Origin of the sequence: Pseudomonas sp. AF32, assembly GCF_022342325.2 — a bacterium.
In the GTDB taxonomy this organism is placed as follows: domain Bacteria; phylum Pseudomonadota; class Gammaproteobacteria; order Pseudomonadales; family Pseudomonadaceae; genus Aquipseudomonas; species Aquipseudomonas uvaldensis.
Genome location: NZ_RQJK02000026.1, coordinates 1 through 26,208, shown reverse-complemented (window position 1 = coordinate 26,208; position 26,208 = coordinate 1). Strand labels below are relative to the sequence as shown.

The window sequence follows — 26,208 nt, the reverse complement described above, 5'->3', positions numbered from 1 at the left end:
CAACCAATAGCCCACAAACTCGAATCACGCCAACCGGCGAGGCCTACTCATGGAAATCACTTATGGCTCGGTTTGCTCGGGCATCGAGGCGGCAACGCTTGCATGGAAGCCGCTCGGCATGCGGGCGGCTTGGTTCGCCGAGATCGAAGCATTCCCGTCGGCAGTTCTGGCCCACCACTACCCCAACACGCGGAACCTCGGCGACATGACCCGCCTGGCGGCCCTGGCGCTGGCCGGCAAGATCGCGGCGCCGGAAGTGCTTGTCGGCGGCACCCCGTGCCAGGCCTTCAGCGTGGCGGGCATGCGAGAAGGTCTCACCGATCCCCGCGGCGCCCTCACCATCAAATACGTGGAGCTTGCAGATGCAGTTGACTATGTTCGCGCCGGCCAGCGAAAGCCCGCCTGCGTCATCGTCTGGGAAAACGTCCCCGGTGTCCTCAGTGACAAAGGCAACGCCTTCGGATGCTTTCTTGGCGCGCTTGCTGGGGAAGACTGCGAACTGCAGCCTTCAGGGAAAAAATGGCCGAACGCTGGTTGTGTGTATGGACCCAAAAGAACAATCGCGTGGCGGGTCCTGGACGCCCAATATTTCGGCCTGGCCCAACGACGCCGTCGTGTGTTCGTTGTCGCAAGTGCTCGAGACGGATTCGATCCCACCGAGGTATTTTTTGAGCGCGAAGGCGTGCGTCGGGATACTGCGCCGCGCCGAGGCCATGGGCAAGACGTTACCGGAACAGCTCCTTTCGGCCCTGCGCTCCAGTGCGGATGCGGACACATCTTCAGCGAACAGCTCGGACCGTACGGCTGCATGAACTGTGAGGGTGACGAAGGCCCTGCGGTGAGTATGTTCGGCGGCATCCCGGCGTTCGGCGGCCACAGCCTGGACGGATCGATCGAGCGGGCCGCCACGCTCACAGCGAAGGACAGCCGGCTGGACATCGAAAGCGAGACATTCTTTGTGGTACCGCCTATCGACGCCAGTTACGGGCGCCTCCAGGGTTGCTCAGGCCAGGACGCCAACCATGGGCACAGCCACCTGGTGGTGCATGGTACTCAAGATCCTTGTGTGAGCTACGATCAGGCGCACACGCTGGGCAGGAATACCGGCCGGGAGAACGCGCTGCTCGATGTCCGACCTGTATCGGTAACGCTCCGAGGGAGAGATGGCGTCGGCATCGCAGAGCTCGGCGGCGAAGTGCAGAGCTGCCTCAGAGCTTCAGCCGGCGGTGGCGACAAGGCTCATGCGCTGGTTGATTCAGCCGTGCGCCGCCTGACGCCACGGGAGTGCGAACGCCTCCAGGGCATGCCCGACGACTACACACTCATCCCTTGGCGCGGCAAGCCTGCTGAGGACTGCCCAGACGGACCGCGATACAAGGCCATCGGCAACAGCAAGGCGGTCACCGTCGTTCGCTGGATCGGCCAGCGCATCCTCAAGCAGATCACACCCAGCCCGTACGGATAATCACGTCGGCCAGGCGGATCACAGCGGCAGCAAGGTTTATCCACTCAGTCAGTCGTTTCACAGTTCACAGCCTTAAGTAGGTCCAGTGTGGCGGCAGCACTACGCTGCCTCCTCCTACTCTGGGGGGGCGACTTTTCCCTTTCCTCTTGGGCTTTTTCCAATCCCCCACTCCACCGCCCGGGCATGCCCCGGCAAGGACATAGCCATGCCCGCAGAAAACCGAAACCACCCGGATGACCACGCCGCCATTGAGCGCCTGCACCAGCAGTACGTCGGCAAGATCGAGCGGTTCTCCGATGACCTGATGGTGTTCCAGGACGAGGCCTACGCCATGGGCCTGGATCGTGGGAAGCAGATTGCCAAGGGCGGCGTCACGCTCGCAGCCAGCCGCGCCAACCGCCTGTACCTGGCCGGGCCGATGACTGGCTTCGAAGACTTCAACTTTCCCGCCTTCAACACGATGGCCGCCGAGCTGCGCGCCCGGGGCTACGCGGTCGAGAACCCGGCAGAGCACGGCGTCGTCGACGGTGCGGACTGGGCCGACTACATGGCCTATGACCTGACACGCCTGGGGCTGTGCGGCCAGGTCGCGGTGCTGCCCGGCTGGGAGAATTCAAAGGGCGCCAGGCTCGAAGTGCACATTGCTCGCGAGCTCGGCATGCGGGTTGTGAATGCCCATGATCTGGTATCGATGGAGATTGCAGGATGAGCGAAGTGAAGCGTTGGTACATCGGCGCATACGGTGGAGAGGCTCAGGCCAGGACCGTATTGCACGCTGAGCCCGAAATCATCCGCGAGGGTCAAGGCGAGTATTTCGTCCTTCACAAAGACTTTGCCAGGGTCACCGCAGAGCGTGATGCCCTGCAACTGCTGCTGAACGAGCGCGACGAGCAGGTGCACAGCCTGGAACAGCGCCGCCATGCGGAACAGCAGGCGTGCCAGGCGGCAGAGCGGCGGGTTGGTGAACTTAAGTTGCTGTTGACCGAAGCGATTAAGGCGTGGGAATTGATTCAGTACGGTGATCCGCCCGTAAAGCTCGCCAAGGTAATGGCCCGAGCCAGAGCCGCCCTCAACCCCACCGCCGAGGCTGAAAGCCAGTCGACAGGTCCTGGCTACGCTCCAAGGTCGCAGAGCTTTCAAACAAACTGACTGTCGACCCACCGCTCTCCAACTGCTATTGCTTCGATGAGAGCGTCCAGATAGTTGGACCAGGGCCCATGGAGTTCTCCGACAGTGCTTGCCAATCCTGGCACGTCGCAATTCACCAAGATATGCGCAGCTACCGGAGCCTCGTCGTTGGGTTTCGCCCACTCGAACTTTATGTACAGCTGATGCCCGCGGTAAGTGCGAGTTACGGGCAAATCCAGACCATGTGGCATAGCCCCTCTCCTTGAGCGGCTCCAAGCCGAACGGAGACCTTCCCCCATAACGGCCTCGACCACAATCGAGGCAAAACGCTATCCCCTCCCCCTTTAAAGTCAGCCGCTATAGCGGCAAGGAACCCGGCATGCCTGAAAAAAAGTATCCGCTCGACGTGGAGAGCGTAGGCAGTGACACCTACATAGTCATGAGCAAAGGCCACCACGATTTCACCGAGTTCATGACTGAGGCCGTTACCCAGTACCCCGGGTGGTCTCTTGGCGGTCCGCAGCACGTCTGGATTAAGACAACCCCGGCAAAGGGAGGCTGGAACTACAACATCGTGAAGGAAGGCACACGCGGTGCTTGGCCGGCCACGTATTGCTGGGAGTACGCCGACAACTATAGGGAATGGCAGAAGCTGGCGGTGACTCCATGATCCCCAAGGCCCTGGCCCTCAGCGCAATCCTGTGGGTACCGATAATCCTCTTTGCTGCAAGGGTGATGTCATGAGCGAAAAGATGCGTGAAGAGTTTGAGGCCAGGTTTCCAGTACCTGACGGCGTTGCCTGGAGCCACGATAGCCAACACTACGGCTGGTCCAAGGGCACGAAACAGGCAATTCAGGCAGCCATGACCTACCGAGCACTATGGACCGGCTGGCAGGCCTCCCGCGCCGCCCTTGTGGTGGAGGTGCCGGCACGCGTCGACACCAAGCCATACGCCTGCTACGAGAATGGCTGGAACGATATGCACGACGAAGCCCGAGAAGCCATCGAAGCCGCCGGCGTGAAGGTGACGCCATGAACCTCGACAAGAACGAGCTGAAGCGGCTGGCTGAGGCCATGAAGGGATGGGATCGCCTGACAGAGTGCTGGCCATGCGGAGAGAACGGCCCTGACTGGCAGGTCGGTCAAGTCGATGAAGACGACAACCGCTATCCGGTCATGACGATCGATACAGAGCAGTACGACGCTGAGACGCACGCGCCGACCCTTGCTCAGTTCTACGCCGCCGCTAACCCTGGCGCCATCCTGGCCCTGATCGCCGAGAACGAACGTCTGCGCCAAGCGCTCCAGGCCATCGCGACCCAGCTCAACGGCAACATCCGCCCCACCGTCCGGGATTGCGTGAACGGCCAAAACAACATCCAGGACATCTACGGCTACTGCGATCAGATCGAAGCGATTGCAGCGGCAGCGATGAAGGAGTCAAAGCCATGATCCTCCCCCTGCTCTACATGGCCTGGCTGGTGTATCGAGGGCCTAAGCCATGATCACCCTGGATCAGATGCGCGCCGAGTTGGCGGACCGTAAGGCCGAAGATCATCACACCAAATGCCGAGACTGCGGCCACTTCGTGCCGAAAGAGCGCTGGGTGCCAAAAGCATCAACGCACGCTGCACGCGGACAGCGCCCGCTGTGTGGTCCTTGCTTCGACGAATACGAAGGCCCGTTCTACTAACCCCAATCCCCCTACAGCCTGCCGGTGAACGGCGGGCGAGGTATCACCATGAGCGAATTCCAGCTCTATCTTGGCGATTGTCTGGAGGTCATGAAGCAGTTACCAGACGCCAGCGTCGACATGGTGCTGGCTGACCTGCCGTACGGCACAACGCAATGCGCCTGGGACACCATCATCCCGCTCGAGCCGCTATGGCGTGAGTACTTGCGGATAGCCAAGCCAGAGGCGGCCATTGTGCTGTGCGCGGCCCAGCCTTTCGCCTCGATGCTGGTGGCGAGCAACCCGAAGCACTACAAGTACGAATGGATCTGGGAGAAAGGCGCGGCCACGGGTTTCCTCAACGCCAAGAAGCAACCTCTGCGGGCCCATGAAAGCGCCCAGGTGTTCTATCGAAAGCAGCCCGTGTACAACCCGCGCATGACAACCGGTCACGAACGCAAGACGTCAAAGCGCAAGTCAGTAGAGTCGGAGTGCTACGGCAAGGCGTTGAACCTTACCGAGTACGACTCGACAGAGCGGTACCCACGGTCGGTACAGTTCTTTTCCAGCGACAAGCAGACCGCCAGCTACCACCCTACACAAAAGCCCGTGGCCTGGATGGAGTTCCTGGTCAGCACCTACTCCAATCAGGGGGGCGTGGTGCTGGACAATACCATGGGCAGCGGCACCACGGGCGTCGCCTGTATGAACCTGCGCCGGCAGTTCGTCGGCATTGAGCAGGACCCTGGTTACTTCAAGACCGCCCAACAACGCATCGCCGACGCTATCACCATCCGCGATACCCCGGTACCGCAAATCGATTTATTCGCAACAGCCTGAACCTCCTAACCCACCTTCTGCCGCCAAGCGCGGCATGGAGCACACCCATGGCGAATGCCACAGCAGCAAAGGCAACGAGCATCCCGCCGCGGTTCATCCGGTTCATGGATGCCCCCGGCTATCTCGGCATGTGCCGGGACGAATTCAACAAAACGGTCCGGCCAAACGTGCGTGAGTTCCCGATCGGGAAACAGGGCGTGGCCTTCGACCGGATCGAGCTTGACGAGTGGGCCGACGCCTACGTCGAGCGCAAGTCGATTGAAAAGGCAGCGAATCAGGACAACAATCGCCCCCGCAGCGAGCGCCGTGGCGAACCAACAGGAGGTAAACCATGGCGAGAAAAGCGATCTCCGGCCTCTACCAGAAAGGTGGAGTCTGGCAAATCGACAAAGTTTTCCGAGGTGAGCGACTTCGAGAAAGCACTGGCACTAGTGACCGGCAAGAAGCCGAGCAGTACCTGATTCACCGCCTGGAGCAGCTTCGGCAGCAAAAGGTATATGGCGTGCGTCGGATGCGCACCTGGGATGAGGCGGCAACGAAGTTCCTGATCGACAACAAGGACCAGCCGTCGATCAAGTTGACCGCGCATCACCTGAAGCAATTGCACCCCTACCTCAAGGATCTGCCATTGACGCACATCGATGACCAGGCGCTTGAGCCGTTCGTGAGAGATCGCTTGAAAGGGATGGTCCTGCCGTGTGGCAAGCAACTGAAGCCGGTAGCGCCCAGGACGATCAACATATCAATCGAACGGGTTATACGGGTTCTTTCGCTTTGCGTGAGGAAATGGAGAGATGAGGAGCGCAGGCCCTGGCTGGACTCGGTTCCGATGCTGACCAGGTTGGACCTGAAGAAAAAGGTTCGCGAGCCCTACCCCATGACATGGGAAGAGCAGTCGATCCTTTTCGGGGAGTTGCCGGCACACCTGCAAACGATGGCCCTGTTCAAGGTGAACACCGGTTGCCGCGAGCAGGAGGTATGCAAGTTGAGGTGGGACTGGGAGATTCCGGTGCCGGAGCTTGGCACCAGCGTGTTCCTGATACCGTCCGACTTCGGCGGGAGGAACGAGCGGTCAGGTGTGAAGAATGGCGACGAGCGGTTGGTTGTGCTCAACAACGTGGCGAAGTCGATCATTGATAAGCAGCGCGGCCTGAGCAAGGAATGGGTTTTCCCGTACAACGGCACGGCCATGCATCGCATGAACGACTCGGCCTGGAAGAAAGCACGGGTGAGAGCGGCGAAACTCTGGCAGGAGGAAAACCTTCGCCCCGCTCACCCCGGGTATGCATCCATCAGGGTGCACGACTTGAAACACACGTTTGGCCGTCGCCTTCGGGCGGCAGGTGTCACACAGGAAGACCGGAAGGCTTTGCTGGGACATAAGAACGGCAGCATCACCAGTCACTACTCGGGCGCCGAGCTCGGGCATCTGATCGAAGCTGCGAATATGGTATCAGCAACCGACTCGAGGGGACCGGTGCTGACAATCTTGAAGAGGAAAACAGGATGAAGTCCCGAAAAACTCCCCACCAATGAAAAAGCCCAACTGGCTAGAGTTGGGCTAAGTCATTGAAAAATATGGTCGGGACGGAGTGATTCGAACACTCGACCCCTAGCACCCCATGCTAGTGCGCTACCGGACTGCGCTACGCCCCGACTAGGCGTGAATCTTGTTTCGCTTCTCAGCGGAACGCTCAGGAATATAACGCAAGCTTTTGAAAACTGGAAGTATTTAAAGCAGAATTTTATTTCTTGAGCACCACCAGCACATCTTCAAGCTCGGCGATCATCTGGCGGATCATCTGTTTGTACTGGGTTGTGTCGTCCTTGGCCTCGTCACCGGAGAGGCGCAGGCGTGCGCCACCGATGGTGAACCCCTGGTCATACAGCAGCGCGCGGATCTGCCGGATCATCAGCACGTCCTGGCGCTGATAATACCGGCGGTTTCCGCGGCGCTTGACCGGGTTGAGCTGAGGAAACTCCTGCTCCCAATAGCGCAGCACGTGCGGCTTGACCGCACACAGCTCGCTGACTTCACCAATGGTGAAGTAGCGTTTGCCCGGGATGACGGGTAGCTCGTCGTTATGACTTGGTTCCAGCATAAGCCTCAACTCGGGCCTTCAACTTCTGCCCTGGACGAAAGGTGACCACGCGGCGAGCGGTGATCGGGATTTCTTCACCCGTTTTCGGATTGCGGCCAGGCCGCTGGCGTTTGTCCCGAAGGTCAAAATTGCCGAATCCGGACAATTTGACCTGCTCGTTGTCTTCGAGAGCGTGGCGGATTTCCTCGAAAAACAGTTCCACCAATTCTTTGGCTTCCCGTTTATTCAGGCCCAGCTCTTCATACAGACGTTCCGCCATCTCAGCTTTCGTCAGAGCCCCCATACGTCACTTCCTTAACGTGGCGTTCAACCTGGTTTCTAGCGAGGTGAGGATGTTCTGCGTTGCGGTATTCACCTCATCGTCATTAAGAGTGCGCGATGGATGCTGCCAGGTCAAGCCGACTGCAAGGCTTTTTCTATGCGGATCAATACCTTTACCCTGATACACGTCAAATAGCCTGAGGTCCGTCAGCCACTCGCCTGCATTTTCACGGATTACGTCCAGCACGGCACTGGCTGCAACCTCGCGATCAGCCAGCAACGCCAGGTCACGACGCACTTCAGGAAAGCGCGATAACTCCTGGAATTTCGGCATTTTCCCTTGGGCCACTTCGCTCAGGACCAGCTCGAAGACGAAGACCGGACGATCCAGCCCCAGTGCTTTGGCCAGTTCCGGGTGAATCGCACCGACATAACCCACTTCACGCCCGTCTCGTTCGATGCGCGCGGTTTGCCCCGGGTGCAGGGCAGGATGCTTGCCCGGCACGAAGGTGAACGCATCGAGCGCACCGGCGAAGCCCAGCACTGCCTCCACGTCAGCCTTGACGTCGAAGAAGTCCACGCCATCGCGACCTTGCGCCCACCCTTCCGGAAGACGGCTGCCGCAGACGACGCCGGCCAGCATTGGCTCCTGCTTCAGGCCTTCCAGTTGACCGACAAAACGCAGGCCACTTTCGAACAGACGCACGCGATCCTGCTGGCGGTTCAGGTTGTGCTGGAGCACCTTGACCAACCCTGGCCACAGGGACGAGCGCATGGCCGCCATGTCGTTGGAAATCGGGTTGGCAAGCAGCAGCGGCTCGACGCCCGGATTGAACAGCTCGAACTGACGCGGATCGATGAAGCTATAGGTGATCGCTTCCTGATAGCCACGAGCCACCAGCAAGCGACGCAGCTCCGGCAGGTCGCTGCGGGCTTCGGCCTTGGCTTGCGGGGCCAGGCGGGCTTGTGGGTAGCGAACCGGCAGGCGGTTGTAGCCGTACAGACGGGCCAGCTCTTCGATCAGGTCGACTTCCAGGCTGATATCGAAGCGATGACTTGGCACTTCGACACGCCACTGCCCTGCCCCATCGGCGCTGATGTTCAGGCCCAGGGCGGCCAGCAGGCGCTCGACTTCGGCAGCGTCCATGTCCATGCCGAGCATCTGGGAAATACGTTGGGCACGCAGGGTGATCGGCGCCACCTTGGGCAGATGCTGCTCGCTGACGGTTTCGATGATCGGGCCGGCTTCGCCACCGGTGATGTCCAGCAGCAGGCCAGTGGCGCGCTCCATGGCTTCACGGGCCAGTTGCCAGTCCACGCCGCGCTCGTAGCGGTGCGAAGCGTCGGTGTGCAGACCATAGGAACGGGCCTTGCCCGCTACCGCGATCTGGTCGAAGAACGCGCTTTCCAGGAACACGTCGCGGGTCGTCGAGGAGACGCCGCTGTGCTCGCCGCCCATTACGCCGGCAATCGCCAGGGCGCGGGAATGGTCGGCAATCACCAGCGTATCGCTGCGCAGGGTGACTTCCTGGCCGTCGAGCAGGACCAGCTTCTCGCCCTCTTCGGCCATGCGTACGCGGATACCGCCGTTGATTTCGGCAAGATCGAACGCGTGCAGCGGTTGACCCAACTCCAGCATGACGTAGTTGGTGATGTCGACGGCGGCATCGATGCTGCGCACGTCGGCGCGACGCAGGCGCTCGACCATCCACAGCGGCGTCGGCTTCGACAGATCGACATTACGGATCACCCGACCCAGATATCGCGGGCATGCTGCTGGCGCCAACACTTCGACCGACCGCACTTCATCGTGCACGGCCGGGACCGGCGCGACCACAGGACGGCTTACCGGGGCGTCATACAGGGCACCGACCTCACGGGCCAGACCGGCCAGGGACAGGCAGTCGCCACGGTTCGGCGTCAGGTCGACCTCGATGCTGGCGTCATCCAGGTTCAGGTACTCACGAATGTCCTGGCCAACCGGCGCATCAGCCGGAAGCTCCATCAGGCCGTCGTTGCCTTCGCCGATCTGCAGTTCGGCCTGGGAGCACAACATACCGTTGGACTCGACGCCACGCAGCTTGGCTTTCTTGATCTTGAAGTCGCCCGGCAGCTCGGCGCCGATCATGGCGAACGGGATCTTCAGGCCCGGGCGCACGTTTGGTGCGCCGCATACCACCTGGAAGGTTTCCGTGCCATTGCTGACCTGGCAGACCCGCAGTTTATCGGCGTCCGGATGCTGCTCGGTGCTCAGCACCTCGCCCACCACCACGCCGCTGAATTCACCGGCGGCCGGCGTTACGCTATCGACCTCGAGACCGGCCATCGACAGGCGAGCAACCAGCTCGTCCTGGCTTACCTGCGGGCTTACCCAGCCGCGCAGCCATTGTTCACTGAATTTCATCCTGTTCTCCTAAAAAGTTCGTGACGGCTAGCGAAATTGCGCAAGGAACCGCAAGTCGTTGTCGAAGAACAGGCGCAAGTCATTCACACCGTAACGCAGCATCGCCAGGCGCTCGACGCCCATGCCGAAGGCAAAGCCCGAGAACTCTTCCGGATCGATCCCGGACATGCGCAGCACGTTCGGATGAACCATGCCGCAGCCCATGACTTCCAGCCAGCCGGTCTGCTTGCAGACGCGGCAGCCCTTGCCGCTGCACATCACACATTCCATGTCGACTTCGGCCGATGGCTCGGTGAACGGAAAGTATGAAGGACGGAAACGCACCGCCAGCTCTTTCTCGAAGAACACTCGCAGGAACTCTTCGATGGTGCCTTTCAGGTCGGCGAAATTGATGTCGCGATCCACCAGCAGGCCTTCGACCTGGTGGAACATCGGCGAGTGAGTGATATCCGAGTCGCTACGGTACACACGGCCAGGGCAGACAATGCGTATCGGTGGCCGCTTCGACTCCATGGTGCGGACCTGTACCGGCGAGGTATGGGTGCGCAACAGCATGTTGGCGTTGAAATAGAAGGTGTCGTGCATCGACCGGGCCGGGTGGTGGCCAGGGATGTTGAGCGCCTCGAAGTTGTGGTAGTCGTCTTCGACCTCAGGGCCCTCGGCGATGCCGTAGCCAATGTGGGTGAAGAATTGCTCGATGCGTTCCAGGGTCCGGGTAACCGGATGCAGGCCGCCGGAAGTCTGGCCACGGCCAGGCAGGGTCACGTCAATGGACTCGGCGGCGAGCTTGGCGGCCAGATCCGCCTCCTCGAACAACGCCTTGCGCGCATTAAGGACCTCTGTGACACGCTCCTTGGCAACGTTGATCAGCGCACCGACCTGCGGACGCTCTTCGGCCGGCAGGTTCCCCAGGGTCTTCATCACCTGAGTCAACTCGCCTTTCTTGCCAAGGTAGTGAACCCGGATTTGCTCCAGGGCATTGATATCTTCAGCGCTTTGCACAGCCTCTAGTGCTTGAGAGACCAGCGCATCCAGGTTTTCCATGTACAGACTCCAGATACAAAATAGGGGAAGAGCTTTAAGGCTCTTCCCCTATTTAAGACGTTTGGCACCAGGGCCCACAGAGGTGGACCCAGGTGACTGTCGGGGGTACTTAAGCCAGGATGGCTTTAGCTTTCTCGACAATCGCAGCAAACGCCGCTTTTTCGTTCACTGCCAGATCAGCCAGAACCTTACGGTCGATCTCGATCGACGCTTTTTTCAGGCCAGCGATCAGACGGCTGTAGGACAGACCGTTGGTACGCGCACCAGCGTTGATACGAGCGATCCACAGAGCGCGGAACTGACGTTTTTTCTGACGACGGTCACGGTAGGCGTATTGGCCTGCCTTGATTACGGCTTGCTTGGCAACACGGAATACGCGGGAACGCGCACCGTAGTAGCCTTTAGCAAGTTTCATAATTTTCTTGTGACGCTTACGGGCAATGACGCCACGCTTTACACGAGCCATGAGTTACTTCCTCTATTCTTGATCCAAAAATTAACGAAGGCGCAGCATGCGCTCGACTTTTGCCACGTCAGACGGATGCAGCAAGCTGCTACCGCGCAGTTGACGCTTACGCTTGGTCGACATTTTGGTCAGGATGTGGCTCTTGAAAGCGTGCTTGTGCTTGATGCCGTTAGCAGTTTTCAGAAACCGCTTGGCAGCACCACTTTTGGTTTTCATCTTTGGCATGTTCGGATACTCCGCATTCAGTTGATAAACATAATCGCAAGGCCTGCCGTGCCCTGGTGATTACTTCTTCTTTTTCGGGGCGATGACCATGATCAGCTGGCGTCCTTCCATCTTAGGATGCTGTTCGACCGAACCGTACTCGAGCAGGTCTTGTTCAACCCGCTTGAGGAGTTCCATCCCCAGCTCCTGGTGGGCCATCTCACGGCCGCGGAATCGCAAGGATACCTTGGCCCTGTCCCCGTCACTCAGGAAACGTACCAGGTTGCGCAGTTTTACCTGGTAATCCCCTTCCTCCGTCCCTGGACGAAACTTGATTTCTTTTACCTGAATCTGCTTCTGGTTTTTCTTCGCCGCGGCAATCTGCTTCTTCTTCTCGAAGATCGATTTGCCGTAGTCCATCACCCGGCAAACCGGTGGGACTGCGTCTGCGGAAATTTCTACCAGATCAAGCTTGGCTTCTTCAGCAATTCGAAGCGCTTCATCAATCGAGACGATGCCAATCTGCTCGCCGTCAGCGCCAATTAACCGAACCTCGCGTGCCGAGATATTCTCGTTGATCGGGGCTTTCGGTGCAGCTCGTTTATCTTGTCTCATATCACGCTTAATAATAATTACTCCGAATCTGGGCGACCACGCCGGGAAACCGCTTGCGCGAGAAACTCGGCGAATTGGGCGACAGGCATCGAGCCCAGGTCAGCACCTTCACGAGTACGCACAGCGACAGTCTGCATCTCGACTTCCCGATCTCCAATAACCAGAAGATAGGGAACCTTGAGCAAGGTATGCTCGCGGATTTTAAAGCCGATCTTTTCATTTCTCAAGTCGGACTTGGCACGAAATCCGCTTTGGTTGAGAGTTTTTTCGACCTCGGCGGCAAAATCTGCCTGTTTATCAGTGATATTCATGATCACTGCCTGGGTCGGCGCCAGCCATGCGGGGAACGCGCCCTCGTAATGCTCGATCAGAATTCCGACGAAACGCTCGAAGGAACCGAGGATCGCACGGTGAAGCATGACCGGATGCTTGCGGCTGTTGTCTTCGGACACGTATTCGGCGCCCAGACGGATCGGCAGGTTGAAATCGAGCTGCAAGGTACCACACTGCCAGACCCGACCGAGACAATCTTTCAAGGAGAACTCGATCTTCGGACCGTAGAAAGCCCCTTCACCTGGCTGCAGGTCGTACGCAAGGCCCGCGCTGTCGAGGGCGGCCGCCAATGCCGCTTCGGCGCGATCCCACAGTTCGTCGGAACCGACGCGTTTTTCCGGACGAGTGGACAGCTTCATCTCGACTTCGGTGAAGCCGAAATCGCGATAGACGTCCATGGTCAGCTTGATGAACGCAGCGGATTCGGCCTGCATCTGCTCTTCGGTGCAGAAGATATGCGCGTCGTCCTGGGTGAACGCACGCACCCGCATGATGCCGTGCAAGGCCCCCGACGGCTCGTTACGGTGGCAGGCACCGAACTCGGCCAGACGCATTGGCAGCTCGCGGTAGCTTTTCAGACCCTGGTTGAACACCTGCACGTGGCAAGGGCAGTTCATGGGCTTGATGGCGTAGTCGCGGTTTTCCGACTGGGTGGTGAACATGTTGTCAGCGTAGTTGGCCCAGTGCCCGGATTTCTCCCACAGGCTGCGGTCCACCACTTGCGGCGTCTTGATTTCCAGGTAGCCGTTCTCACGCTGGACCTGGCGCATGTACTGCTCGAGCACCTGGTACATCGTCCAGCCGTTCGGGTGCCAGAACACCATGCCCGGTGACTCTTCCTGGGTGTGGAACAGGCCCAGGCGCTTGCCGATCTTGCGGTGGTCGCGCTTCTCGGCTTCCTCGATGCGCTGGATGTAGGCCGCCAGTTGCTTCTTGTCGGCCCAGGCGGTGCCGTAGACCCGCTGAAGCTGCTCGTTCTTCGCATCGCCGCGCCAGTAGGCGCCGGACAGCTTGGTCAGTTTGAAGGACTTCAGGAAGCGAGTGTTCGGCACGTGCGGACCGCGGCACATGTCGACGTATTCTTCGTGGTAGTACAGGCCCATGGCCTGCTCGTCCGGCATGTCTTCCACCAGACGCAGTTTGTAATCTTCGCCACGGGCCTTGAAAACTTCGATGACTTCGGCGCGCGGGGTCACTTTCTTGATGACGTCGTAGTCTTTATCGATCAACTGCTGCATGCGCTGCTCGATGGCAGCCATGTCGTCCGGTGTGAAAGGACGCTCGAAGGCGATATCGTAATAGAAACCTTCATCGATGACCGGCCCGATGACCATTTTCGCGCTCGGGTACAACTGCTTGACCGCGTGGCCGACCAGGTGCGCGCAAGAGTGGCGAATGATTTCCAGCCCCTCTTCGTCCTTGGGCGTGATGATTTGCAGCGTAGCGTCGCTGTCGATGACATCGCTGGCATCAACCAGCTTGCCGTTGACCTTGCCGGCCAGTGTGGCCTTTGCCAGGCCTGCGCCGATAGAGGCTGCGACCTCGGCGACGGAGACCGGATGATCGAATGAGCGTTGACTGCCGTCGGGAAGAGTAATAGTTGGCATGGCGCCTCCTCTCCTAGTGGTGACCCCTACCAAAGGTCACGTGGGTTGGGATGAGCCAGTACAAGATCCAGTCCAGGCCATTCAACGATGAACGCCTGCCTTACAGCGGCAGGAGCCTTTCGGCCAACCGGGAAACCGAACCAGAGTGACTGGGATTCAAATCAGGGTTATTCGAACATTTGCCGCCACCGGAGCTGCTGCTATCCGGCGCCTGAAAATACCCGAGCCCGGCATGCTAGCACAGATGAACGGTCGCCGCCGCGCCGGATTGCGGCGGGCGTAAATTCGACGTTTTTATGCCAGAGTTGCTGAACTGAAGCGCTCAAAAACGCCTCAGATAACACGTTATCGTCCGTAAAGGAGCATCCCAGCATGCGTCTGAATACTTTATTCGCAGTAGTCGCCCCCCTCGCCCTTCTGCTTCCGTTGACCGCCCATGCCGACTGGCCCAAGGGTGAGCGTGAGAAATACATGGCCCAGTGCACCCAGGCCGCATCGCCACAGATCGGCGCGGCGGCAGCCAAATCCCACTGCGCCTGCGGCGCCGACGCTATCAAATCCTATCCAGCGGCCGATATCCAGGCGCTGATGGACAACAAGGCGACCCCGCAACTGCAACAGAAAGCCCTTGGCCAGATCGCCAAGTGCAAGGCCAATACGCCGGCAAAAAAATGACTGAACGAGGCCTTTGAAGCGCCCCGGCGTCGTCAAGAAAGCTGAAAAACTCCCTTTTCCCGAGGTTTTTTTCAGGTTTTACAGCTTTTTTTGTCGCCTTTACTTTCAGCTGAAAGCCTTTAAAACCGGGGCTTCCAGTCGACTCAAGGGATAGCGAAAACGCGACTGATTGGCAAACCGTACGTCCGGGGGGCTCCCAAACCGAACATTTCGACTATGATACTCCGGTGTGCCCAGTTGGCCTGAGCAGCACAGTACTACTGAAAATATATGTTTCTTGGAGATACACCATGTCTAATCGCCAAACCGGCACCGTTAAATGGTTCAACGATGAAAAAGGCTTCGGCTTCATCACTCCTCAAGGTGGCGGTGACGACCTGTTCGTACACTTCAAAGCTATCGAAGCTGACGGTTTCAAAAGCCTGAAAGAAGGCCAGTCCGTTTCCTTCGTGGCTGAGAAAGGCCAAAAGGGTATGCAAGCTGCACAGGTTCGCCCAGAGTAATTTCTCGGCGCGCTAAAAAACCCCGTCCATGTGACGGGGTTTTTTATGGTCAGTCGAAACCTGCCGCTCAGCCGCAATTCACCCGATTGACCACCAGATTGGCATCGGTATTGAGATTCAGCCGATCAGAGCGGTACTCGAGCGTTACCATGTCGTTGGGCTTGAGGATCCGGGCAATCTGCGCGCCGGAACGGGTGCGAGCCTGTTCCAGCAACTGCGGCGAGGCCTGTTTGCCAATGGCGAACTCGGCAGCCTTCGCTTCGCAGCGCCCATCCCCCGCCTCGCTTGCCACCGGTCCTGAGGTCGTTTCAGCGGTGCTGCTGCAACCACTCAACAATATGGCAGCCAGTACAGTGCACAATGAAGCGAGCTTCCAAGGCATGAAGCCTCCTTTTTTGATGTTGAAGAGAGAGCGTGCGACAACCCAAACGAAACTTGGTTTCGCACGAGGGAGTTATCAGCATGCCTTCATCCGGGAACCGCAGTTTGCCTGAGCCGAAGGCCGCTGTTCAGAGATCAATCGTGACTGAATATGAACGAGTTCAGTCAACGCCAATAGAGTCGAAGGGTGCCTGGGGAAGTGTGGCACAGCCTTACCCTGATGCCTAAGTCGCAGTGCAAAACCTGACGTAAAAGTGGTTAACTCAGTCTACCTGTCTCCCACCTCGCGGGCCCCATCATGAGCATCGTCAGCATCGAAGCCACCATCAATGCCAAATGGCTGGAGGGCCATAGCTCCTATAGCCCCGGCAGTCCCGAGGAACTGGCAATCATCGGCATCGAGTTGTTGGTACGGGAACTGGGGACAGAGGTCGCCCGGAACTTCATCCAGCAGGCATTCGAGCGCTATCCGAATCTCGTCGACGCTGCTGATTGAGGTAACGCAAAAATCTTGTGGGAACCAAGCTTGGCTCCCACAAGATGCAGGGTTATTTGAGACGTGCCAGGCGCTCGGTCAGCAGATCGAAGAAGCCCTGAGCATCGCCATTTTCCACCCAGAATGCATTTTTGGGTGCTTTCAGGCCGTCATACCAGTCGACGATGGTCTGCCCGAACGTCGGGCCTTCGCGACTGTCCACCACGACATTGACCGAGCGACCGGTAAATAACTGCGGCTTGAGCAGGTAGGCAATCACCGTGGCGTCATGCACCGGCCCACCTGTCATGCCGTAGTGCTCCATGTCGCCCTTGACGTACTCATTGAGAATATCGCCCACCAGCTTGCTGGCATTGTTGTTCACAGCGGCGATCTGCTTGAGGCGTGCTTCGCTGGTGAGGATCTTGTGGGTGACGTCCAGCGGCAGGTAAGTCAGCTTCACACCGCTTTTGGCCACTACCTCGGCCGCTTGCGGATCGGCGAACAGGTTGAATTCGGCCACCGGTGTGATGTTGCCGCCGTTGAAGTGCGCGCCGCCCATGATCACCACTTCCTTGATGCCCTGGACGATATCGGGCTCCTGGATCAGCGCCAGGGCCAGGTTGGTCTGCGGGCCCAGCATGGCGATGGTAATGCTGTGGGGTTTGGCGGCCTTGAGGGTATCGATCAGGTAGTTGACCGCATTGCCCTTGGCCAGCCCTTTCTTCGGCTCATGCACGGTGACACCCGACAGGCCTTCCTTGCCATGGATGTTTTCCGCATAGATGGGCGTGCGCATCATTGGCTTGGGCGCACCGGCGTAAACCGGCACGTCCTCGCGCCCTGCCCACTCCCGGGCCAGGCGAGCGTTGCGGGAGGTCTTGTCCAGGCGCACATTGCCCGCCACGGTGGTCAAAGCGCGGATGTTCAGCTCATCGGGGGACGCCAGGGCGAACAACAGGGCAACCACATCGTCGGCCCCCGGATCGGTGTCGATGATCAGATCGATCTTTTCCGCCGCCTGGGCGCTCGTAGCAGTGATCAGTGACAACAGCAGCAGACTCCGAAGCAGTTGATGCATTTTTTGAGCATAGCGGTGCATGGCGCACTCCTTGTGCAGGGTTGACAGGTTAGAAGGTGACTCCAGCAATAAGCACAATGTTGCAGTACGGAGAACATTCTCCTGTGCGAATGATCGCCCGAGCTTGTCGGCTGAGGACTTTGAACTGTTCATGGCTGACCAATTCCCGCGCCCCCAGCGCATTCCGGGCATGAAGCGTCTCAAGGCTCGTCAGGGCCGACGGCTGTTTATCAAATATCTCCTCGGCCAGTACATGGCTTTCTACCTGCATTTCACTGAGCACTGCGTTGAGCGTGCTGACGAAATCGGGAATGCCAGGGGTCAGGGCCAGGTCGATCAGTTCGACCTGTGGCGGTACGGGCAACCCGGCATCGCCGATGACCACCTTGTCGCCATGACCAAGGGAGGCGATCAGTCGCGACAGGGCGATATTCAACAGCGGAGTCTTCTTCATGATTTGAACGCCTGTACTTCAAGCAAAGTGGGAATGGACGGCTGCGCCCCGACACGGGTGACCGACAACGCGGCAGCCACCTGACCGAAACGAATTGCCTCGGCCTCGCTTTTTCCATTGGCCAGGGCCGCGGCAAACCCGCCGACGAAGGTGTCCCCTGCCGCCGTGGTATCCACGGCCTTGACTTTGGGCGCCGGGAAATGCTCGAAGCTCGCTCCGTTGGCGAACATCAACCCTTGGCTGCCCAACGTCACGATCACCTTGCCAGCGCCCGCAGCCATCAACTGTGCCGCAGCCGCTTCGGCGGTTTCCAGGGAGTCGACCGCCAGCCCGCTCAGCATCGCCGCTTCGCTTTCGTTGGGGATCAGGTAGTCGACGCTGGCGTACCAATCGGCCGGCAAGGCATGGGAAGCCGGCGCCGGGTTGAGAATGACGGTTTTGCCCAGCTCGCGACCACGCTTGAGCGCATGGCCGACGGTGGCATCCGGGACTTCAAGCTGGCAGATGATGACATCGGCGCTCTGCAGCACCTCGTCGACTCCGTCCAGGACATCAGGTGTAAGCACGCCATTGGCACCGGCCACGATAACGATCGCATTCTGGCTGTTGTCGTCAACCACGATCAGGGCCACGCCGCTGGAGCCTTCCACGACGCTGACGGCCCGGCAATCGATGCCTTCGGCAAGCAGCGCGCCTCGCAACTGTTGACCATAGGCATCATTGCCCACGCACCCGACCATGGACACCTGCGCCCCGAGGCGCGCGGCGGCCACGGCCTGGTTGGCCCCCTTGCCGCCCGGAATGGTGGAAAACGACTCACCGATCAGCGTTTCACCACCCCGGGGCAGGCGCGGCGCGCGAGTCACCAGGTCCATGTTCAGGCTGCCTATTACCACTACTTTTGCAGACATACGTCACTACTCATTCCATTCGGTTCAGCGGTATTGGGCGAAGGCACCGGACAACGGCGCAGTCGACTCTCGCAGGACAATGCTCGGCGTGACGATCCGCTGGTCGGTGGTCAGCGTGGGCGTGGCGATCCGCCGCAACAACACCTCGGCCGCCATTTCACCAAGCTGCAGGATCGACTGCCCCACCGTGGTCAACGCCGGATAGACATACCGACTCATCTGGATATCGTCGAAGCCGATCACCGACAGCTCGCCGGGTACTCGCACATTGCGCTCGGCGGCGGCCCGCAGTACGCCGATGCCGATCATATCGTTGGCCGCGAAGATCGCACTGGGTGGCTGATGCTCAAGCAGCGTGGCCGCCGCACGATAGCCACCGGTGCTGGTGAAATCGCTTTCGAGCATGCGCTCCACCGGCAGCTCGACACCCGCCTCCTTCAGCGCCCGGCAATAACCAGCCAGGCGCATCTGGGCCACACTGGTCTCTGCCGGACCACCGATGAACGCGATGTCCCGATGCCCCAGCTCCAACAGGTGTTGTGTCGCCAGATAAGCGCCGTATTCGTGATCGATGCGCACCAGGTCCGCATCGACGCCGTCCAGGCCACGGTCGACGATGACCATGGGCGTACGCACGCCAGCCAACCCCTCGACCAGGCCGACATCACCGCCGGCAGAAGCAACGATCAATCCATCGATGCGTTTTTCCAGCAACACTCGCAGGTAGCTGCGCTGCTTGTCAGGGTTGTCGTCGGAGTTGCACAGGATCACGCAATAACCATTGCGCTCACAGTAATCCTCGATCCCCCGGGCCAACTCGGCGAAGTACGGGTTGAGGCTGTTGGGCACCAGCAGGCCGATGGTGGCCGTGGTCTTGGCCTTGAGCGAACGGGCCACGGCGCTGGGCACGTAGTCGAGGCGTTCGATGGCTGCCTCGACCTTGCGCCGCACCTCTTCGCTGACCGGCCGGGTCTTGTTCACGACATGGGACACAGTGGTGTAGGAAATCCCCGCGAGCGCCGCGACATCTTTGATCGTCGCCATGGATCAGGTCCGCCGGCTGGCGCGCTGGCTGCGATAGGTATCCAGCACCACCGCAATCACGATCACCGCGCCGGTAATGATCCGCTTGGTCGGCTCGGTGGCGCCGATCTGCGCCAGGCCGGCGGCCAGCACGGAGATGATCAGCACGCCGAAGAACGTACTGATGACCGAACCGCGTCCGCCCATCAGGCTGGTGCCGCCGATCACCACGGCGGCAATGACCTGCAATTCGAGGCCGGAGCCGGCGTTCGGGTCGGCTGCTTCCAGGCGGGAAATCTGGAACAGCGCCGCCACACCGGCCAGCAACCCCATCAGGCTGAACACCAGGATCTTGTAGGGTTTCGGATTGATCCCCGCCAGGCGCACGGCTTCCTCATTGGTGCCGATGCCGATCAGGTAACGACCGAACACGGTGCGGGTCAGCACGGCCTGGGCAATGAAGATCACCAGCAAGGCAATGATGAACGACGGTGAGATACCGAAGGCAATCGGATTGGACAACCAGGCGAAGGAGTCGCCGATATAGGCCGTCCGGGAACCAGTCATCTGGTACGCCAGGCCACGGGCCATTTCCAGCACGCCCAGGGAGACGATGAACGATGGAATCCGCCACGCCACGGTAATCGAGCCCGTCACGGTCCCAGCCAGCGCCGCCACGGCCATGCCCAGCAATGCCGATGGCCAGACGCTCCAGCCCCACCCAAGCACTGCCACGCTCACCGTCGACGCCGCCAGTGCCAGCACCGAGCCGACGGACAGGTCGATGCCGCCGATGATCAGGATGAACGTCATGCCGACCGCCAGCACCATGAGGTCCGGAATCTGGTTCGCCAGGGTGCTGAAGGTGTCGTAGGAAAGAAAATGGCTGCTCAGGACGGAGAACAGCGCGACCATGGCCAGCAGCGCGCCAGCCAAGCCCAGGTAGGTGCCGAGACCGAAGAAGTGTCCACTCGGTTTACCAACGGCAGATGCGGTTTTCATGAAAATTCCCTAGGCGCCGCTTCGTTGAGCAACGCATCACGTTTTTGATAGCCGGCAAATGCGGCAGCCAGCAAGTCATCCTGGGTCCAGCTGTCGCGCTCGAATGTGTCGATCAGGCGCCCGGCGGACAACACACCGATCCGGTCACAGATCAGCATCAATTCCCGCAGATCGCTGGAAACCACCACCAGCGCTTTGCCCTGGCGGGTCAGCTCGCCAAGCAGCGCATAGATGTCGAACTTGGCGCCCACGTCGATGCCGCGGGTCGGCTCATCGAACAACAACACCGAACAATCGCGTTCGAGCCAGCGCCCGATCACGACTTTCTGCTGATTGCCGCCCGAAAGCTCGGACACCAACTGCGTCGGGCTGGAGCTACGAATTCGCATGGCGTCGATTTGTCGACGGGCCAGCGCAAGTTCCTCTTTGCCATTGACGATGCCGGCGCTGGAAATCTCCGGCATGTTGCCCAAGGCAATGTTGGCGGCGATCGACTGGGTCAGCAGCAGGCCTTCGCCCTTGCGGTCCTCGGTGATCAGCGCAATGCCATGGGCCACTGCATCGGCGGGTGAACGGATGTGAGCGACCTTGGCCGGCGACCCCAGCGCCACGGTGCCGCTGTCGGGCGTATCGGCGCCGAAGATCAAGCGCATCAGCTCGGTGCGCCCTGCCCCGATCAGGCCGGAGATACCGAATATCTCACCAGCGCGCACTTCAAAGGAAACGTCGCGAACCTTGTCGGAACGGGTCAGGCCCTTGACCGTCAACGCCGGCGCGCCGATCTGGCGCGGTCCCAGGTCGATGTGCTCGCCCAGCTCCCGGCCGACCATCAACGTCACCAGCTGGTCGCTGTTGTAATTGACCATCGGCTCGACGCAGACCAGATTGCCGTCGCGCAGTACCGCAATGCGCTGGGCCACCCGCGCCAGTTCTTCGAGGCGATGGGAAATGTAAATGATCGACACGCCTCGAGCCTGCAAGCGGGTGATCTGTTCGAAAAGCATCTCGACTTCGCGGGCCGTCAGCATGGCGGTCGGCTCATCGAGGATCAGTACATGGCAATCGCCGATCAGGTTGCGGGCGATCTCGACCATCTGCTGGTGACCGATGCCCAGCTCGCCCACCAACGTGTCGGGATCAATCGCATCGAGCCCCACCTGGGCCATGGCTTCGATCGCCGCTTTGCGCAGTTGCTTGCGGTCGATCCAGCCGCAGCGGCTGGGCAGGTTGTCGAGAAACAGGTTCTCGGCCACGGACAGGGTCGGCAACAGGTTGAGTTCCTGCATCACCATGCGCACGCCAAGCTCTTCGGCCTGGGTACGGCTGCCGGGGCGATAATCCTGCCCTTGGAACTGCATCTGCCCGGTGGTGGGCGTCACCAGCCCACCGATGATCTTGGACAGGGTGCTCTTACCGGCACCATTCTCACCGGTCAGCGCCAACACTTCGCCGCGCATCAGCGTCAGGTCGATGCCAGTCAGCACCGGCTGGGCATAAGTCTTGCCGATACCGCTGACGGAAAGGACAGCGTTCGGGTCGAAAACGGACATAAAAAACTCTCCATGCGCCCGCCCGGATGGGCGAGCGCCGTTGTGTCGCCAGGATTACTACTTGGTCACCAGCTCGACTGGAGTTTCGATAACGCCGTTGTCGCCGATCTCGACTTTTTCCTTCTTGAGGATCTTCAACGCAGTCTCGATGCCGAAGACCGCCTGCTTGGCCGCAAACTGGTCAGCGGTAGCCAGGACACGGCCGTCCTTGAGCATCGGTTTGATGGCATTGATGTTGTCGTAGCCGACGACCTGCACCTTGCCTGCCTTACCGGCCGCACGCACCGCCGACACCGCGCCGACCGCCATGCTGTCGTTGCCGGCCAGCAGCGCCTTGATGTTCGGGTATTCGCTGAGCATCGACGCGGCAACCTGGTTGCCCTTGTTGATTTCCCAATCACCGGACTGCAGGGACACCACCTTGATCTGCGCCGCCTCCATGGCATCCTTGAAACCGGCTGTGCGGGCCTGGGCGTTGGTGGTGGTGGACACGCCTTCGATGATGCCGACTTCGTCACCGGCCTTGAGCTGCTTGGCCAGGTATTCACCCACCAGTCGTGCGCCCTTGCGGTTGTCGGGACCTACGAACGGTACGTTGATGTTCTTGCTCTTGACCACGGCCGGATCGAGCTGGTTGTCGATGTTGACCACGGTGATGCCGGCATCGACGGCCTTCTTGATCACCGGCACCATGGCCTTGGAGTCGGCCGGCGCAATGATGAGGGCATCGACTTTGGAGACGATCATCTGCTCGACGATACGGATCTGGTTGGCGGTGTCGGTTTCATCCTTGATCCCGTTGGAGATCAGGTCGAAATCGGCGGAGTGTTCCTTCTGATAGGCCTTGGCACCGTCTTCCATGGTCAGGAAGAACTCGTTGGCCAGGGATTTCATTACCAGGGCAACCTTGGGTTTTTCGGCAGTCTGGGCAAGTGTCGAGGAGAAAGGCAGCGCAGCAGACGTGGCTGCGAGCATGGCGACAGCGAGAAAGCGTCCAGCAAAGGGCAGCTTCATGGATTCACTCCGATCTTATGATTATTGTGGGCAAATGCATCGCGCGAAGGCCGCGCAAACGTTTGCGTGAAGTGAACTATGGTAAGGCTTCGATGATTTGTCAACGTCCCGAATCGCGGACCACCGCTCTTTTACACGGGTCGACAAAAAAGATCTTTTTTCCTACATCAAATTTGAAAAAGCGCTGTCAGACGATTTTCTTGAATTTTAAGCAGTTGCGTAAATGCCTACGGTTAAATACTGTATGCACGTACAGCTTAATAAGGATAATCCTGTGGCTTCGCCTTCCGCTGCAACCACCCCCTTAGATTCCTATACGCGACTCGGCCTGCGGGTCTCGAAAATCATCAATTCCCCCATCGCCCAAAAAGCCAAGGCAGCGCTGATCTTTCGTCTTCCCGACGAACCCGTGGAGGAATGGGAGCGCCTCCTGGAAGAAATCGACGAGAACGACAACGTTACCCTCGCCTATCGCGACGACGGTGGCGTGCAGGTTTTCTGGGTTGTGCCAAAGGAAGATTGAGCCTGATGATCGTTCGCTGTCTTGCGTTACTGCTTGTATTTATCACCACAGGTGCCCAGGCCGCCGCCCCTCGCACCTTCAACGAAGCCAAGAAAATCGCCTGGAAACTCTACGCTCCGCAATCCACGGAGTTTTATTGCGGCTGCAAGTACACCGGCAATCGTGTGAATCTGTCGGCCTGCGGTTACGTACCTCGCAAGAATGCCCGTCGCGCCGCCCGGATCGAGTGGGAGCACATCGTTCCAGCGTGGCAGATCGGTCATCAACGCCAATGCTGGCAACAAGGCGGTCGCAAGAACTGCACCCGCTATGACCCGGTCTATCAGCGCGCCGAGGCCGACCTCCACAACCTGGTGCCCAGCATCGGGGAAGTGAACGGTGATCGCAGCAACTTCAGCTTCGGCTGGCTGCCCGTGCAGAAGGGCCAGTACGGCTCATGCCTGACCCAGGTGGACTTCCAGGCCAAGAAAGTCATGCCCCGTCCATCCATCCGAGGGATGATCGCCCGGACGTATTTCTACATGAGCAAACAATACGGCCTGCGCCTTTCGAAACAGGATCGCCGCCTGTTCGAGGCCTGGGACAAGACCTACCCCGTAGAGAACTGGGAACGCCAGCGAAACCAGAGCGTGGCCTGCGTCATGGGGCGTGGCAACGAGTTCGTGGGGCCGGTGGATCTGAAAGCCTGCGGCTGACCTCGCATTTGTGAACAGCATCAACTGTGGGAGTGAGCCCGCACGCTCCCACAGGTTTTGCCCTGCCGATCATTGAGCCGTTGGAAAATCCACCACCTGCGTCTCGATGTTGCGTTTTTTTGCACGGACCAGGGCGGCGGTGATTTTTTCCTGCCCGGCTTCGGCGTCGGCCTTGGAGCTGAAAGGTCCCACCAGGACCCGCTCCTTGCCACCCTCCTTGATCACCGTGGACATGAAGCTGTGCTCGATGAGCCAGCCAGTCAGGTCGCTGACAGCCTGCGGCGTCTCACCTCGAACCTCCACACCCCACTGCGGCGCGGTGGCTGCTGCCGGTACGGAGGCCGCGGGCGGCTTTGGCTTCGGCGCTTGTGCGTCACGTCCCTCACCGCATCCTGCCAGCATCAATACCGCAATAACCCAAGCCAATTTGCGCACAACGTTTCCTCTGGAAGACATGAGGAGCGGATTTTAGCACCCGTGCGCACCAAGAACCCCGCAAACAGCACTCAAAACACGAGAATCCTGCCCGGCGTCTCTGTATAGTCGCACCCTGGGAATTAATGCAGCGTCTGCACGTCAGAAAGAGGCACCCACATTGTGACACTTAGCACTAATCTATAAGCAGTACCGACATCTGCACTGTCAATCAGGTGCCCTATAAAGCAATCAAGGAGAACACCATGCTGATACTCACCCGCAAAGTCGGTGAAAGCATAAACATTGGTGACGACATCACGATCACCATTCTGGGCGTTAGCGGCCAACAGGTCCGGATCGGCATCAATGCCCCGAAAAACGTTGCGGTGCATCGCGAAGAGATTTACCAGCGCATTCAGGCTGGCCTCACCGCCCCTGACAAACCGCAAAATCCCTGAGCCTTGCAGCAGTCCGCAGCCAGCCCGTTTGCATCGCCGCAGTGGCTGGCTAAAGATTCACGCCCCCCTGCTCCACCCCGCTTCTGATTTCCGTCCCGCCCCTGAAAACCGATATTAATGCCATGACTCGTCGCATGGCTGTCGGACATTTCGTTTTAATGGCGACGAAGCGGGTGTTCGTGCCGGTCAGCTCCAGCTCAGCCCACGGGCCATGCCTGTGGCAGCGATCACCATCAACATCAGCAACAAGGCTTCGATGTGGCTGATCCGGGCGAACCGGCCGGCTTTGGAAGGATCGATCGCAACCCCTTTGCCCAGTGCCATTCGCCATTTGATCAAGGTGATCATGGGCGCGAGCTCAAGCAACAGGATCAGCAGAAACAACGTCATCTTGAGATGAAACAGAGGCTGGTGCAGGTAATAGTCCGAGCCTTTTTCGAACCCGCCGAAAGCCCGCACCCCACCAGTCACCAGCAGGACCAGGGCCGACAGCCCCCAAACGTTATCCGCCACCAATACGTTTCGAACGGCATCCGCACCGCCGGCCAGCCGTCGCAGGGCCGTGCCGCGCGTGAGTACCGCCCAAAGCCCGAGGGCGAACGCCAGTAGGTGAATTGCCGCGAGGGACCAATGAGCCAACATGGAAGATACCTGCCAGAGAGAACGTCGAATTGACCTGACAGTACTAGCTCATAAAAGAAGGATCGGCAGGATTGGAGTGTAAAAAACTGTGGGAGCGGGCTTGCCCGCAAAAGCGTCGGCACATCCGAAAGAGATGCAAGCTGAACCACCGTCATCGCGAGCAGGCTCGCTCCCACATCTATGGTCCTCTCAGTTTCTGCAATACTGAACTTGGGTGCGTGATTGGCTTGCCGCAATCTATTCGGCGTCGAAAAGTGAGATT

General features: G+C 59.4%; 34 protein-coding genes and 1 tRNA gene. 16 read left to right on the top strand and 19 right to left on the bottom strand.

The window, feature by feature from the left end; genetic code table 11:
• Window positions 1–49: 49 nt before the first annotated feature.
• The 10 genes from EGM97_RS21850 to EGM97_RS21805 all read left to right on the top strand — a co-directional run bounded on the left by EGM97_RS21850 (window position 50) and on the right by EGM97_RS21805 (window position 6,616).
• Window positions 50–1,465 carry a DNA cytosine methyltransferase gene (locus EGM97_RS21850; RefSeq protein ID WP_238962239.1) on the top strand — a complete coding sequence of 472 codons (1,416 nt, stop codon included), beginning with the start codon at window positions 50–52 and terminating at the stop codon, window positions 1,463–1,465.
• A 205-nt stretch (window positions 1,466–1,670) separates the two neighbouring features.
• Window positions 1,671–2,174, top strand: coding sequence for a DUF4406 domain-containing protein (locus EGM97_RS21845; protein ID WP_238962240.1), 504 nt, complete (start codon window positions 1,671–1,673; stop codon window positions 2,172–2,174).
• Entirely contained in the window at window positions 2,171–2,614 is a 444-nt protein-coding gene (locus EGM97_RS21840) for a hypothetical protein (RefSeq protein ID WP_238962241.1), read from the top strand. The genes EGM97_RS21845 and EGM97_RS21840 overlap by 4 nt, the downstream gene beginning before the upstream one ends.
• Window positions 2,615–2,972: 358 nt before the next feature.
• Window positions 2,973–3,263, top strand: coding sequence for a hypothetical protein (locus tag EGM97_RS21835; RefSeq protein ID WP_238962242.1), 291 nt, complete (start codon window positions 2,973–2,975; stop codon window positions 3,261–3,263).
• Window positions 3,264–3,333: 70 nt separating this feature from the next.
• Complete coding sequence (locus tag EGM97_RS21830) at window positions 3,334–3,630, top strand: phiTE_015 family protein (RefSeq protein WP_238962243.1); 297 nt, start codon at window positions 3,334–3,336, stop codon at window positions 3,628–3,630.
• Window positions 3,627–4,046, top strand: a complete 420-nt coding sequence (locus EGM97_RS21825; protein ID WP_238962244.1) for a hypothetical protein — start codon at window positions 3,627–3,629, stop codon at window positions 4,044–4,046. Before EGM97_RS21830 ends, EGM97_RS21825 begins: the two co-directional genes overlap by 4 nt.
• A gap of 49 nt (window positions 4,047–4,095) precedes the next feature.
• The gene (locus EGM97_RS21820; RefSeq protein ID WP_238962245.1) at window positions 4,096–4,287 is read left to right on the top strand and encodes a hypothetical protein; all 192 of its coding nucleotides are present in this window, start codon (window positions 4,096–4,098) and stop codon (window positions 4,285–4,287) included.
• Window positions 4,288–4,335: 48 nt separating this feature from the next.
• Window positions 4,336–5,106: a DNA-methyltransferase gene (locus EGM97_RS21815; protein WP_238962246.1), complete on the top strand. Its 771-nt coding sequence runs from the start codon at window positions 4,336–4,338 to the stop codon at window positions 5,104–5,106.
• Between the two features lie 47 nt (window positions 5,107–5,153).
• A complete protein-coding gene (locus EGM97_RS21810) occupies window positions 5,154–5,567 on the top strand; it encodes a hypothetical protein (protein WP_238962247.1) in 414 nt (137 codons plus the stop codon).
• A complete protein-coding gene (locus tag EGM97_RS21805) occupies window positions 5,453–6,616 on the top strand; it encodes a tyrosine-type recombinase/integrase (RefSeq protein ID WP_477788854.1) in 1,164 nt (387 codons plus the stop codon). The genes EGM97_RS21810 and EGM97_RS21805 overlap by 115 nt, the downstream gene beginning before the upstream one ends.
• A 69-nt stretch (window positions 6,617–6,685) precedes the next feature.
• On the opposite strand, the gene EGM97_RS21800 is transcribed toward EGM97_RS21805, so the two are convergent.
• From EGM97_RS21800 to thrS, 9 genes are all read right to left on the bottom strand, one after another.
• Window positions 6,686–6,762, bottom strand: a tRNA-Pro gene (locus tag EGM97_RS21800).
• Window positions 6,763–6,851: 89 nt separating this feature from the next.
• Window positions 6,852–7,208 carry a MerR family transcriptional regulator gene (locus tag EGM97_RS21795; RefSeq protein ID WP_003179985.1) on the bottom strand — a complete coding sequence of 119 codons (357 nt, stop codon included), beginning with the start codon at window positions 7,206–7,208 and terminating at the stop codon, window positions 6,852–6,854.
• A complete protein-coding gene (gene ihfA, locus EGM97_RS21790) occupies window positions 7,189–7,491 on the bottom strand; it encodes an integration host factor subunit alpha (RefSeq protein ID WP_002553164.1) in 303 nt (100 codons plus the stop codon). Before ihfA ends, EGM97_RS21795 begins: the two co-directional genes overlap by 20 nt.
• Window positions 7,492–7,494: 3 nt before the next feature.
• Window positions 7,495–9,873 carry a phenylalanine--tRNA ligase subunit beta gene (gene pheT / locus EGM97_RS21785; RefSeq protein ID WP_238962248.1) on the bottom strand — a complete coding sequence of 793 codons (2,379 nt, stop codon included), beginning with the start codon at window positions 9,871–9,873 and terminating at the stop codon, window positions 7,495–7,497.
• A gap of 27 nt (window positions 9,874–9,900) precedes the next feature.
• Window positions 9,901–10,917 carry a phenylalanine--tRNA ligase subunit alpha gene (gene pheS / locus EGM97_RS21780; RefSeq protein WP_053158261.1) on the bottom strand — a complete coding sequence of 339 codons (1,017 nt, stop codon included), beginning with the start codon at window positions 10,915–10,917 and terminating at the stop codon, window positions 9,901–9,903.
• Between the two features lie 109 nt (window positions 10,918–11,026).
• Entirely contained in the window at window positions 11,027–11,383 is a 357-nt protein-coding gene (rplT, locus tag EGM97_RS21775) for a 50S ribosomal protein L20 (protein WP_053158263.1), read from the bottom strand.
• Window positions 11,384–11,413: 30 nt separating this feature from the next.
• Window positions 11,414–11,608: a 50S ribosomal protein L35 gene (rpmI, locus tag EGM97_RS21770; RefSeq protein WP_002553160.1), complete on the bottom strand. Its 195-nt coding sequence runs from the start codon at window positions 11,606–11,608 to the stop codon at window positions 11,414–11,416.
• A 60-nt stretch (window positions 11,609–11,668) separates the two neighbouring features.
• On the bottom strand, window positions 11,669–12,220 hold the full coding sequence (gene infC / locus EGM97_RS21765; RefSeq protein WP_172679675.1) for a translation initiation factor IF-3: 552 nt from the start codon (window positions 12,218–12,220) through the stop codon (window positions 11,669–11,671).
• Window positions 12,220–14,142, bottom strand: coding sequence for a threonine--tRNA ligase (thrS, locus tag EGM97_RS21760; RefSeq protein WP_238962249.1), 1,923 nt, complete (start codon window positions 14,140–14,142; stop codon window positions 12,220–12,222). Before thrS ends, infC begins: the two co-directional genes overlap by 1 nt.
• A 372-nt stretch (window positions 14,143–14,514) precedes the next feature.
• Here thrS and EGM97_RS21755 point away from each other — a divergent pair, with 372 nt between their 5' ends.
• Together EGM97_RS21755 and EGM97_RS21750 are read left to right on the top strand one after the other, a co-directional pair.
• Window positions 14,515–14,817, top strand: coding sequence for a hypothetical protein (locus EGM97_RS21755; RefSeq protein ID WP_238962250.1), 303 nt, complete (start codon window positions 14,515–14,517; stop codon window positions 14,815–14,817).
• A 290-nt stretch (window positions 14,818–15,107) separates the two neighbouring features.
• Window positions 15,108–15,320: a cold-shock protein gene (locus EGM97_RS21750; protein ID WP_053158271.1), complete on the top strand. Its 213-nt coding sequence runs from the start codon at window positions 15,108–15,110 to the stop codon at window positions 15,318–15,320.
• Between the two features lie 67 nt (window positions 15,321–15,387).
• Here the strand turns inward: EGM97_RS21750 and EGM97_RS21745 are convergent, their stop codons facing one another.
• Window positions 15,388–15,702, bottom strand: a complete 315-nt coding sequence (locus EGM97_RS21745) for an I78 family peptidase inhibitor (protein WP_238962251.1) — start codon at window positions 15,700–15,702, stop codon at window positions 15,388–15,390.
• Between the two features lie 297 nt (window positions 15,703–15,999).
• On the opposite strand from EGM97_RS21745, the gene EGM97_RS21740 reads away from it, so the two are divergent.
• On the top strand, window positions 16,000–16,197 hold the full coding sequence (locus tag EGM97_RS21740) for a hypothetical protein (protein WP_238962252.1): 198 nt from the start codon (window positions 16,000–16,002) through the stop codon (window positions 16,195–16,197).
• A gap of 52 nt (window positions 16,198–16,249) precedes the next feature.
• Here the strand turns inward: EGM97_RS21740 and EGM97_RS21735 are convergent, their stop codons facing one another.
• The 7 genes from EGM97_RS21735 to EGM97_RS21705 are packed head-to-tail and all read right to left on the bottom strand — an operon-like array spanning window position 16,250 to window position 23,211.
• Window positions 16,250–17,278 carry a nucleoside hydrolase gene (locus EGM97_RS21735; RefSeq protein WP_053158279.1) on the bottom strand — a complete coding sequence of 343 codons (1,029 nt, stop codon included), beginning with the start codon at window positions 17,276–17,278 and terminating at the stop codon, window positions 16,250–16,252.
• A gap of 28 nt (window positions 17,279–17,306) precedes the next feature.
• A complete protein-coding gene (rbsD, locus tag EGM97_RS21730) occupies window positions 17,307–17,711 on the bottom strand; it encodes a D-ribose pyranase (RefSeq protein ID WP_053158282.1) in 405 nt (134 codons plus the stop codon).
• The gene (gene rbsK / locus EGM97_RS21725) at window positions 17,708–18,622 is read right to left on the bottom strand and encodes a ribokinase (RefSeq protein ID WP_238962253.1); all 915 of its coding nucleotides are present in this window, start codon (window positions 18,620–18,622) and stop codon (window positions 17,708–17,710) included. Before rbsK ends, rbsD begins: the two co-directional genes overlap by 4 nt.
• 24 nt (window positions 18,623–18,646) lie before the next feature.
• Window positions 18,647–19,666, bottom strand: coding sequence for a LacI family DNA-binding transcriptional regulator (locus EGM97_RS21720; protein WP_238962254.1), 1,020 nt, complete (start codon window positions 19,664–19,666; stop codon window positions 18,647–18,649).
• Between the two features lie 3 nt (window positions 19,667–19,669).
• Complete coding sequence (locus tag EGM97_RS21715) at window positions 19,670–20,647, bottom strand: ABC transporter permease (RefSeq protein WP_238962255.1); 978 nt, start codon at window positions 20,645–20,647, stop codon at window positions 19,670–19,672.
• Window positions 20,644–22,197 (bottom strand): sugar ABC transporter ATP-binding protein, encoded by a 1,554-nt coding sequence (locus EGM97_RS21710; protein ID WP_238962256.1) that lies wholly within the window; start codon window positions 22,195–22,197, stop codon window positions 20,644–20,646. The genes EGM97_RS21715 and EGM97_RS21710 overlap by 4 nt, the downstream gene beginning before the upstream one ends.
• Before the next feature lie 57 nt (window positions 22,198–22,254).
• Window positions 22,255–23,211, bottom strand: coding sequence for a sugar ABC transporter substrate-binding protein (locus EGM97_RS21705; protein WP_238962257.1), 957 nt, complete (start codon window positions 23,209–23,211; stop codon window positions 22,255–22,257).
• A 223-nt stretch (window positions 23,212–23,434) separates the two neighbouring features.
• On the opposite strand from EGM97_RS21705, the gene EGM97_RS21700 reads away from it, so the two are divergent.
• Window positions 23,435–23,734 carry a DUF1654 domain-containing protein gene (locus EGM97_RS21700; RefSeq protein WP_238962258.1) on the top strand — a complete coding sequence of 100 codons (300 nt, stop codon included), beginning with the start codon at window positions 23,435–23,437 and terminating at the stop codon, window positions 23,732–23,734.
• 5 nt (window positions 23,735–23,739) lie between these two features.
• On the top strand, window positions 23,740–24,429 hold the full coding sequence (locus tag EGM97_RS21695) for an endonuclease (RefSeq protein ID WP_238962259.1): 690 nt from the start codon (window positions 23,740–23,742) through the stop codon (window positions 24,427–24,429).
• Between the two features lie 69 nt (window positions 24,430–24,498).
• On the opposite strand, the gene EGM97_RS21690 is transcribed toward EGM97_RS21695, so the two are convergent.
• Window positions 24,499–24,864: an SPOR domain-containing protein gene (locus EGM97_RS21690; RefSeq protein WP_238962260.1), complete on the bottom strand. Its 366-nt coding sequence runs from the start codon at window positions 24,862–24,864 to the stop codon at window positions 24,499–24,501.
• 245 nt (window positions 24,865–25,109) lie between these two features.
• Between EGM97_RS21690 and csrA the strand changes: the two genes are divergently transcribed.
• Window positions 25,110–25,304 carry a carbon storage regulator CsrA gene (gene csrA / locus EGM97_RS21685; RefSeq protein ID WP_238962261.1) on the top strand — a complete coding sequence of 65 codons (195 nt, stop codon included), beginning with the start codon at window positions 25,110–25,112 and terminating at the stop codon, window positions 25,302–25,304.
• 186 nt (window positions 25,305–25,490) lie between these two features.
• On the opposite strand, the gene EGM97_RS21680 is transcribed toward csrA, so the two are convergent.
• Complete coding sequence (locus tag EGM97_RS21680) at window positions 25,491–25,946, bottom strand: DUF2214 family protein (RefSeq protein ID WP_238962262.1); 456 nt, start codon at window positions 25,944–25,946, stop codon at window positions 25,491–25,493.
• Between the last annotated feature and the right edge of the window lie 262 nt (window positions 25,947–26,208).

Excerpts from the sequence above, each read along its gene's own strand:
- EGM97_RS21850 (WP_238962239.1), top strand. The coding sequence starts at position 50 with ATGGAAATCACTTATGGCTCGGTTTGCTCGGGCATCGAGGCGGCAACG.
- EGM97_RS21845 (WP_238962240.1), top strand. The coding sequence starts at position 1,671 with ATGCCCGCAGAAAACCGAAACCACCCGGATGACCACGCCGCCATTGAG.
- EGM97_RS21840 (WP_238962241.1), top strand. The coding sequence starts at position 2,171 with ATGAGCGAAGTGAAGCGTTGGTACATCGGCGCATACGGTGGAGAGGCT.
- EGM97_RS21835 (WP_238962242.1), top strand. The coding sequence starts at position 2,973 with ATGCCTGAAAAAAAGTATCCGCTCGACGTGGAGAGCGTAGGCAGTGAC.
- EGM97_RS21830 (WP_238962243.1), top strand. The coding sequence starts at position 3,334 with ATGAGCGAAAAGATGCGTGAAGAGTTTGAGGCCAGGTTTCCAGTACCT.
- EGM97_RS21825 (WP_238962244.1), top strand. The coding sequence starts at position 3,627 with ATGAACCTCGACAAGAACGAGCTGAAGCGGCTGGCTGAGGCCATGAAG.
- EGM97_RS21820 (WP_238962245.1), top strand. The coding sequence starts at position 4,096 with ATGATCACCCTGGATCAGATGCGCGCCGAGTTGGCGGACCGTAAGGCC.
- EGM97_RS21815 (WP_238962246.1), top strand. The coding sequence starts at position 4,336 with ATGAGCGAATTCCAGCTCTATCTTGGCGATTGTCTGGAGGTCATGAAG.
- EGM97_RS21810 (WP_238962247.1), top strand. The coding sequence starts at position 5,154 with ATGGCGAATGCCACAGCAGCAAAGGCAACGAGCATCCCGCCGCGGTTC.
- EGM97_RS21795 (WP_003179985.1), bottom strand. The coding sequence starts at position 7,208 with ATGCTGGAACCAAGTCATAACGACGAGCTACCCGTCATCCCGGGCAAA.
- ihfA (WP_002553164.1), bottom strand. The coding sequence starts at position 7,491 with ATGGGGGCTCTGACGAAAGCTGAGATGGCGGAACGTCTGTATGAAGAG.
- pheT (WP_238962248.1), bottom strand. The coding sequence starts at position 9,873 with ATGAAATTCAGTGAACAATGGCTGCGCGGCTGGGTAAGCCCGCAGGTA.
- pheS (WP_053158261.1), bottom strand. The coding sequence starts at position 10,917 with ATGGAAAACCTGGATGCGCTGGTCTCTCAAGCACTAGAGGCTGTGCAA.
- rplT (WP_053158263.1), bottom strand. The coding sequence starts at position 11,383 with ATGGCTCGTGTAAAGCGTGGCGTCATTGCCCGTAAGCGTCACAAGAAA.
- rpmI (WP_002553160.1), bottom strand. The coding sequence starts at position 11,608 with ATGCCAAAGATGAAAACCAAAAGTGGTGCTGCCAAGCGGTTTCTGAAA.
- thrS (WP_238962249.1), bottom strand. The coding sequence starts at position 14,142 with ATGCCAACTATTACTCTTCCCGACGGCAGTCAACGCTCATTCGATCAT.
- EGM97_RS21755 (WP_238962250.1), top strand. The coding sequence starts at position 14,515 with ATGCGTCTGAATACTTTATTCGCAGTAGTCGCCCCCCTCGCCCTTCTG.
- EGM97_RS21750 (WP_053158271.1), top strand. The coding sequence starts at position 15,108 with ATGTCTAATCGCCAAACCGGCACCGTTAAATGGTTCAACGATGAAAAA.
- EGM97_RS21745 (WP_238962251.1), bottom strand. The coding sequence starts at position 15,702 with ATGCCTTGGAAGCTCGCTTCATTGTGCACTGTACTGGCTGCCATATTG.
- EGM97_RS21740 (WP_238962252.1), top strand. The coding sequence starts at position 16,000 with ATGAGCATCGTCAGCATCGAAGCCACCATCAATGCCAAATGGCTGGAG.
- EGM97_RS21735 (WP_053158279.1), bottom strand. The coding sequence starts at position 17,278 with ATGCACCGCTATGCTCAAAAAATGCATCAACTGCTTCGGAGTCTGCTG.
- rbsD (WP_053158282.1), bottom strand. The coding sequence starts at position 17,711 with ATGAAGAAGACTCCGCTGTTGAATATCGCCCTGTCGCGACTGATCGCC.
- rbsK (WP_238962253.1), bottom strand. The coding sequence starts at position 18,622 with ATGTCTGCAAAAGTAGTGGTAATAGGCAGCCTGAACATGGACCTGGTG.
- EGM97_RS21720 (WP_238962254.1), bottom strand. The coding sequence starts at position 19,666 with ATGGCGACGATCAAAGATGTCGCGGCGCTCGCGGGGATTTCCTACACC.
- EGM97_RS21715 (WP_238962255.1), bottom strand. The coding sequence starts at position 20,647 with ATGAAAACCGCATCTGCCGTTGGTAAACCGAGTGGACACTTCTTCGGT.
- EGM97_RS21710 (WP_238962256.1), bottom strand. The coding sequence starts at position 22,197 with ATGTCCGTTTTCGACCCGAACGCTGTCCTTTCCGTCAGCGGTATCGGC.
- EGM97_RS21705 (WP_238962257.1), bottom strand. The coding sequence starts at position 23,211 with ATGAAGCTGCCCTTTGCTGGACGCTTTCTCGCTGTCGCCATGCTCGCA.
- EGM97_RS21700 (WP_238962258.1), top strand. The coding sequence starts at position 23,435 with ATGCCTACGGTTAAATACTGTATGCACGTACAGCTTAATAAGGATAAT.
- EGM97_RS21695 (WP_238962259.1), top strand. The coding sequence starts at position 23,740 with ATGATCGTTCGCTGTCTTGCGTTACTGCTTGTATTTATCACCACAGGT.
- csrA (WP_238962261.1), top strand. The coding sequence starts at position 25,110 with ATGCTGATACTCACCCGCAAAGTCGGTGAAAGCATAAACATTGGTGAC.
- EGM97_RS21680 (WP_238962262.1), bottom strand. The coding sequence starts at position 25,946 with ATGTTGGCTCATTGGTCCCTCGCGGCAATTCACCTACTGGCGTTCGCC.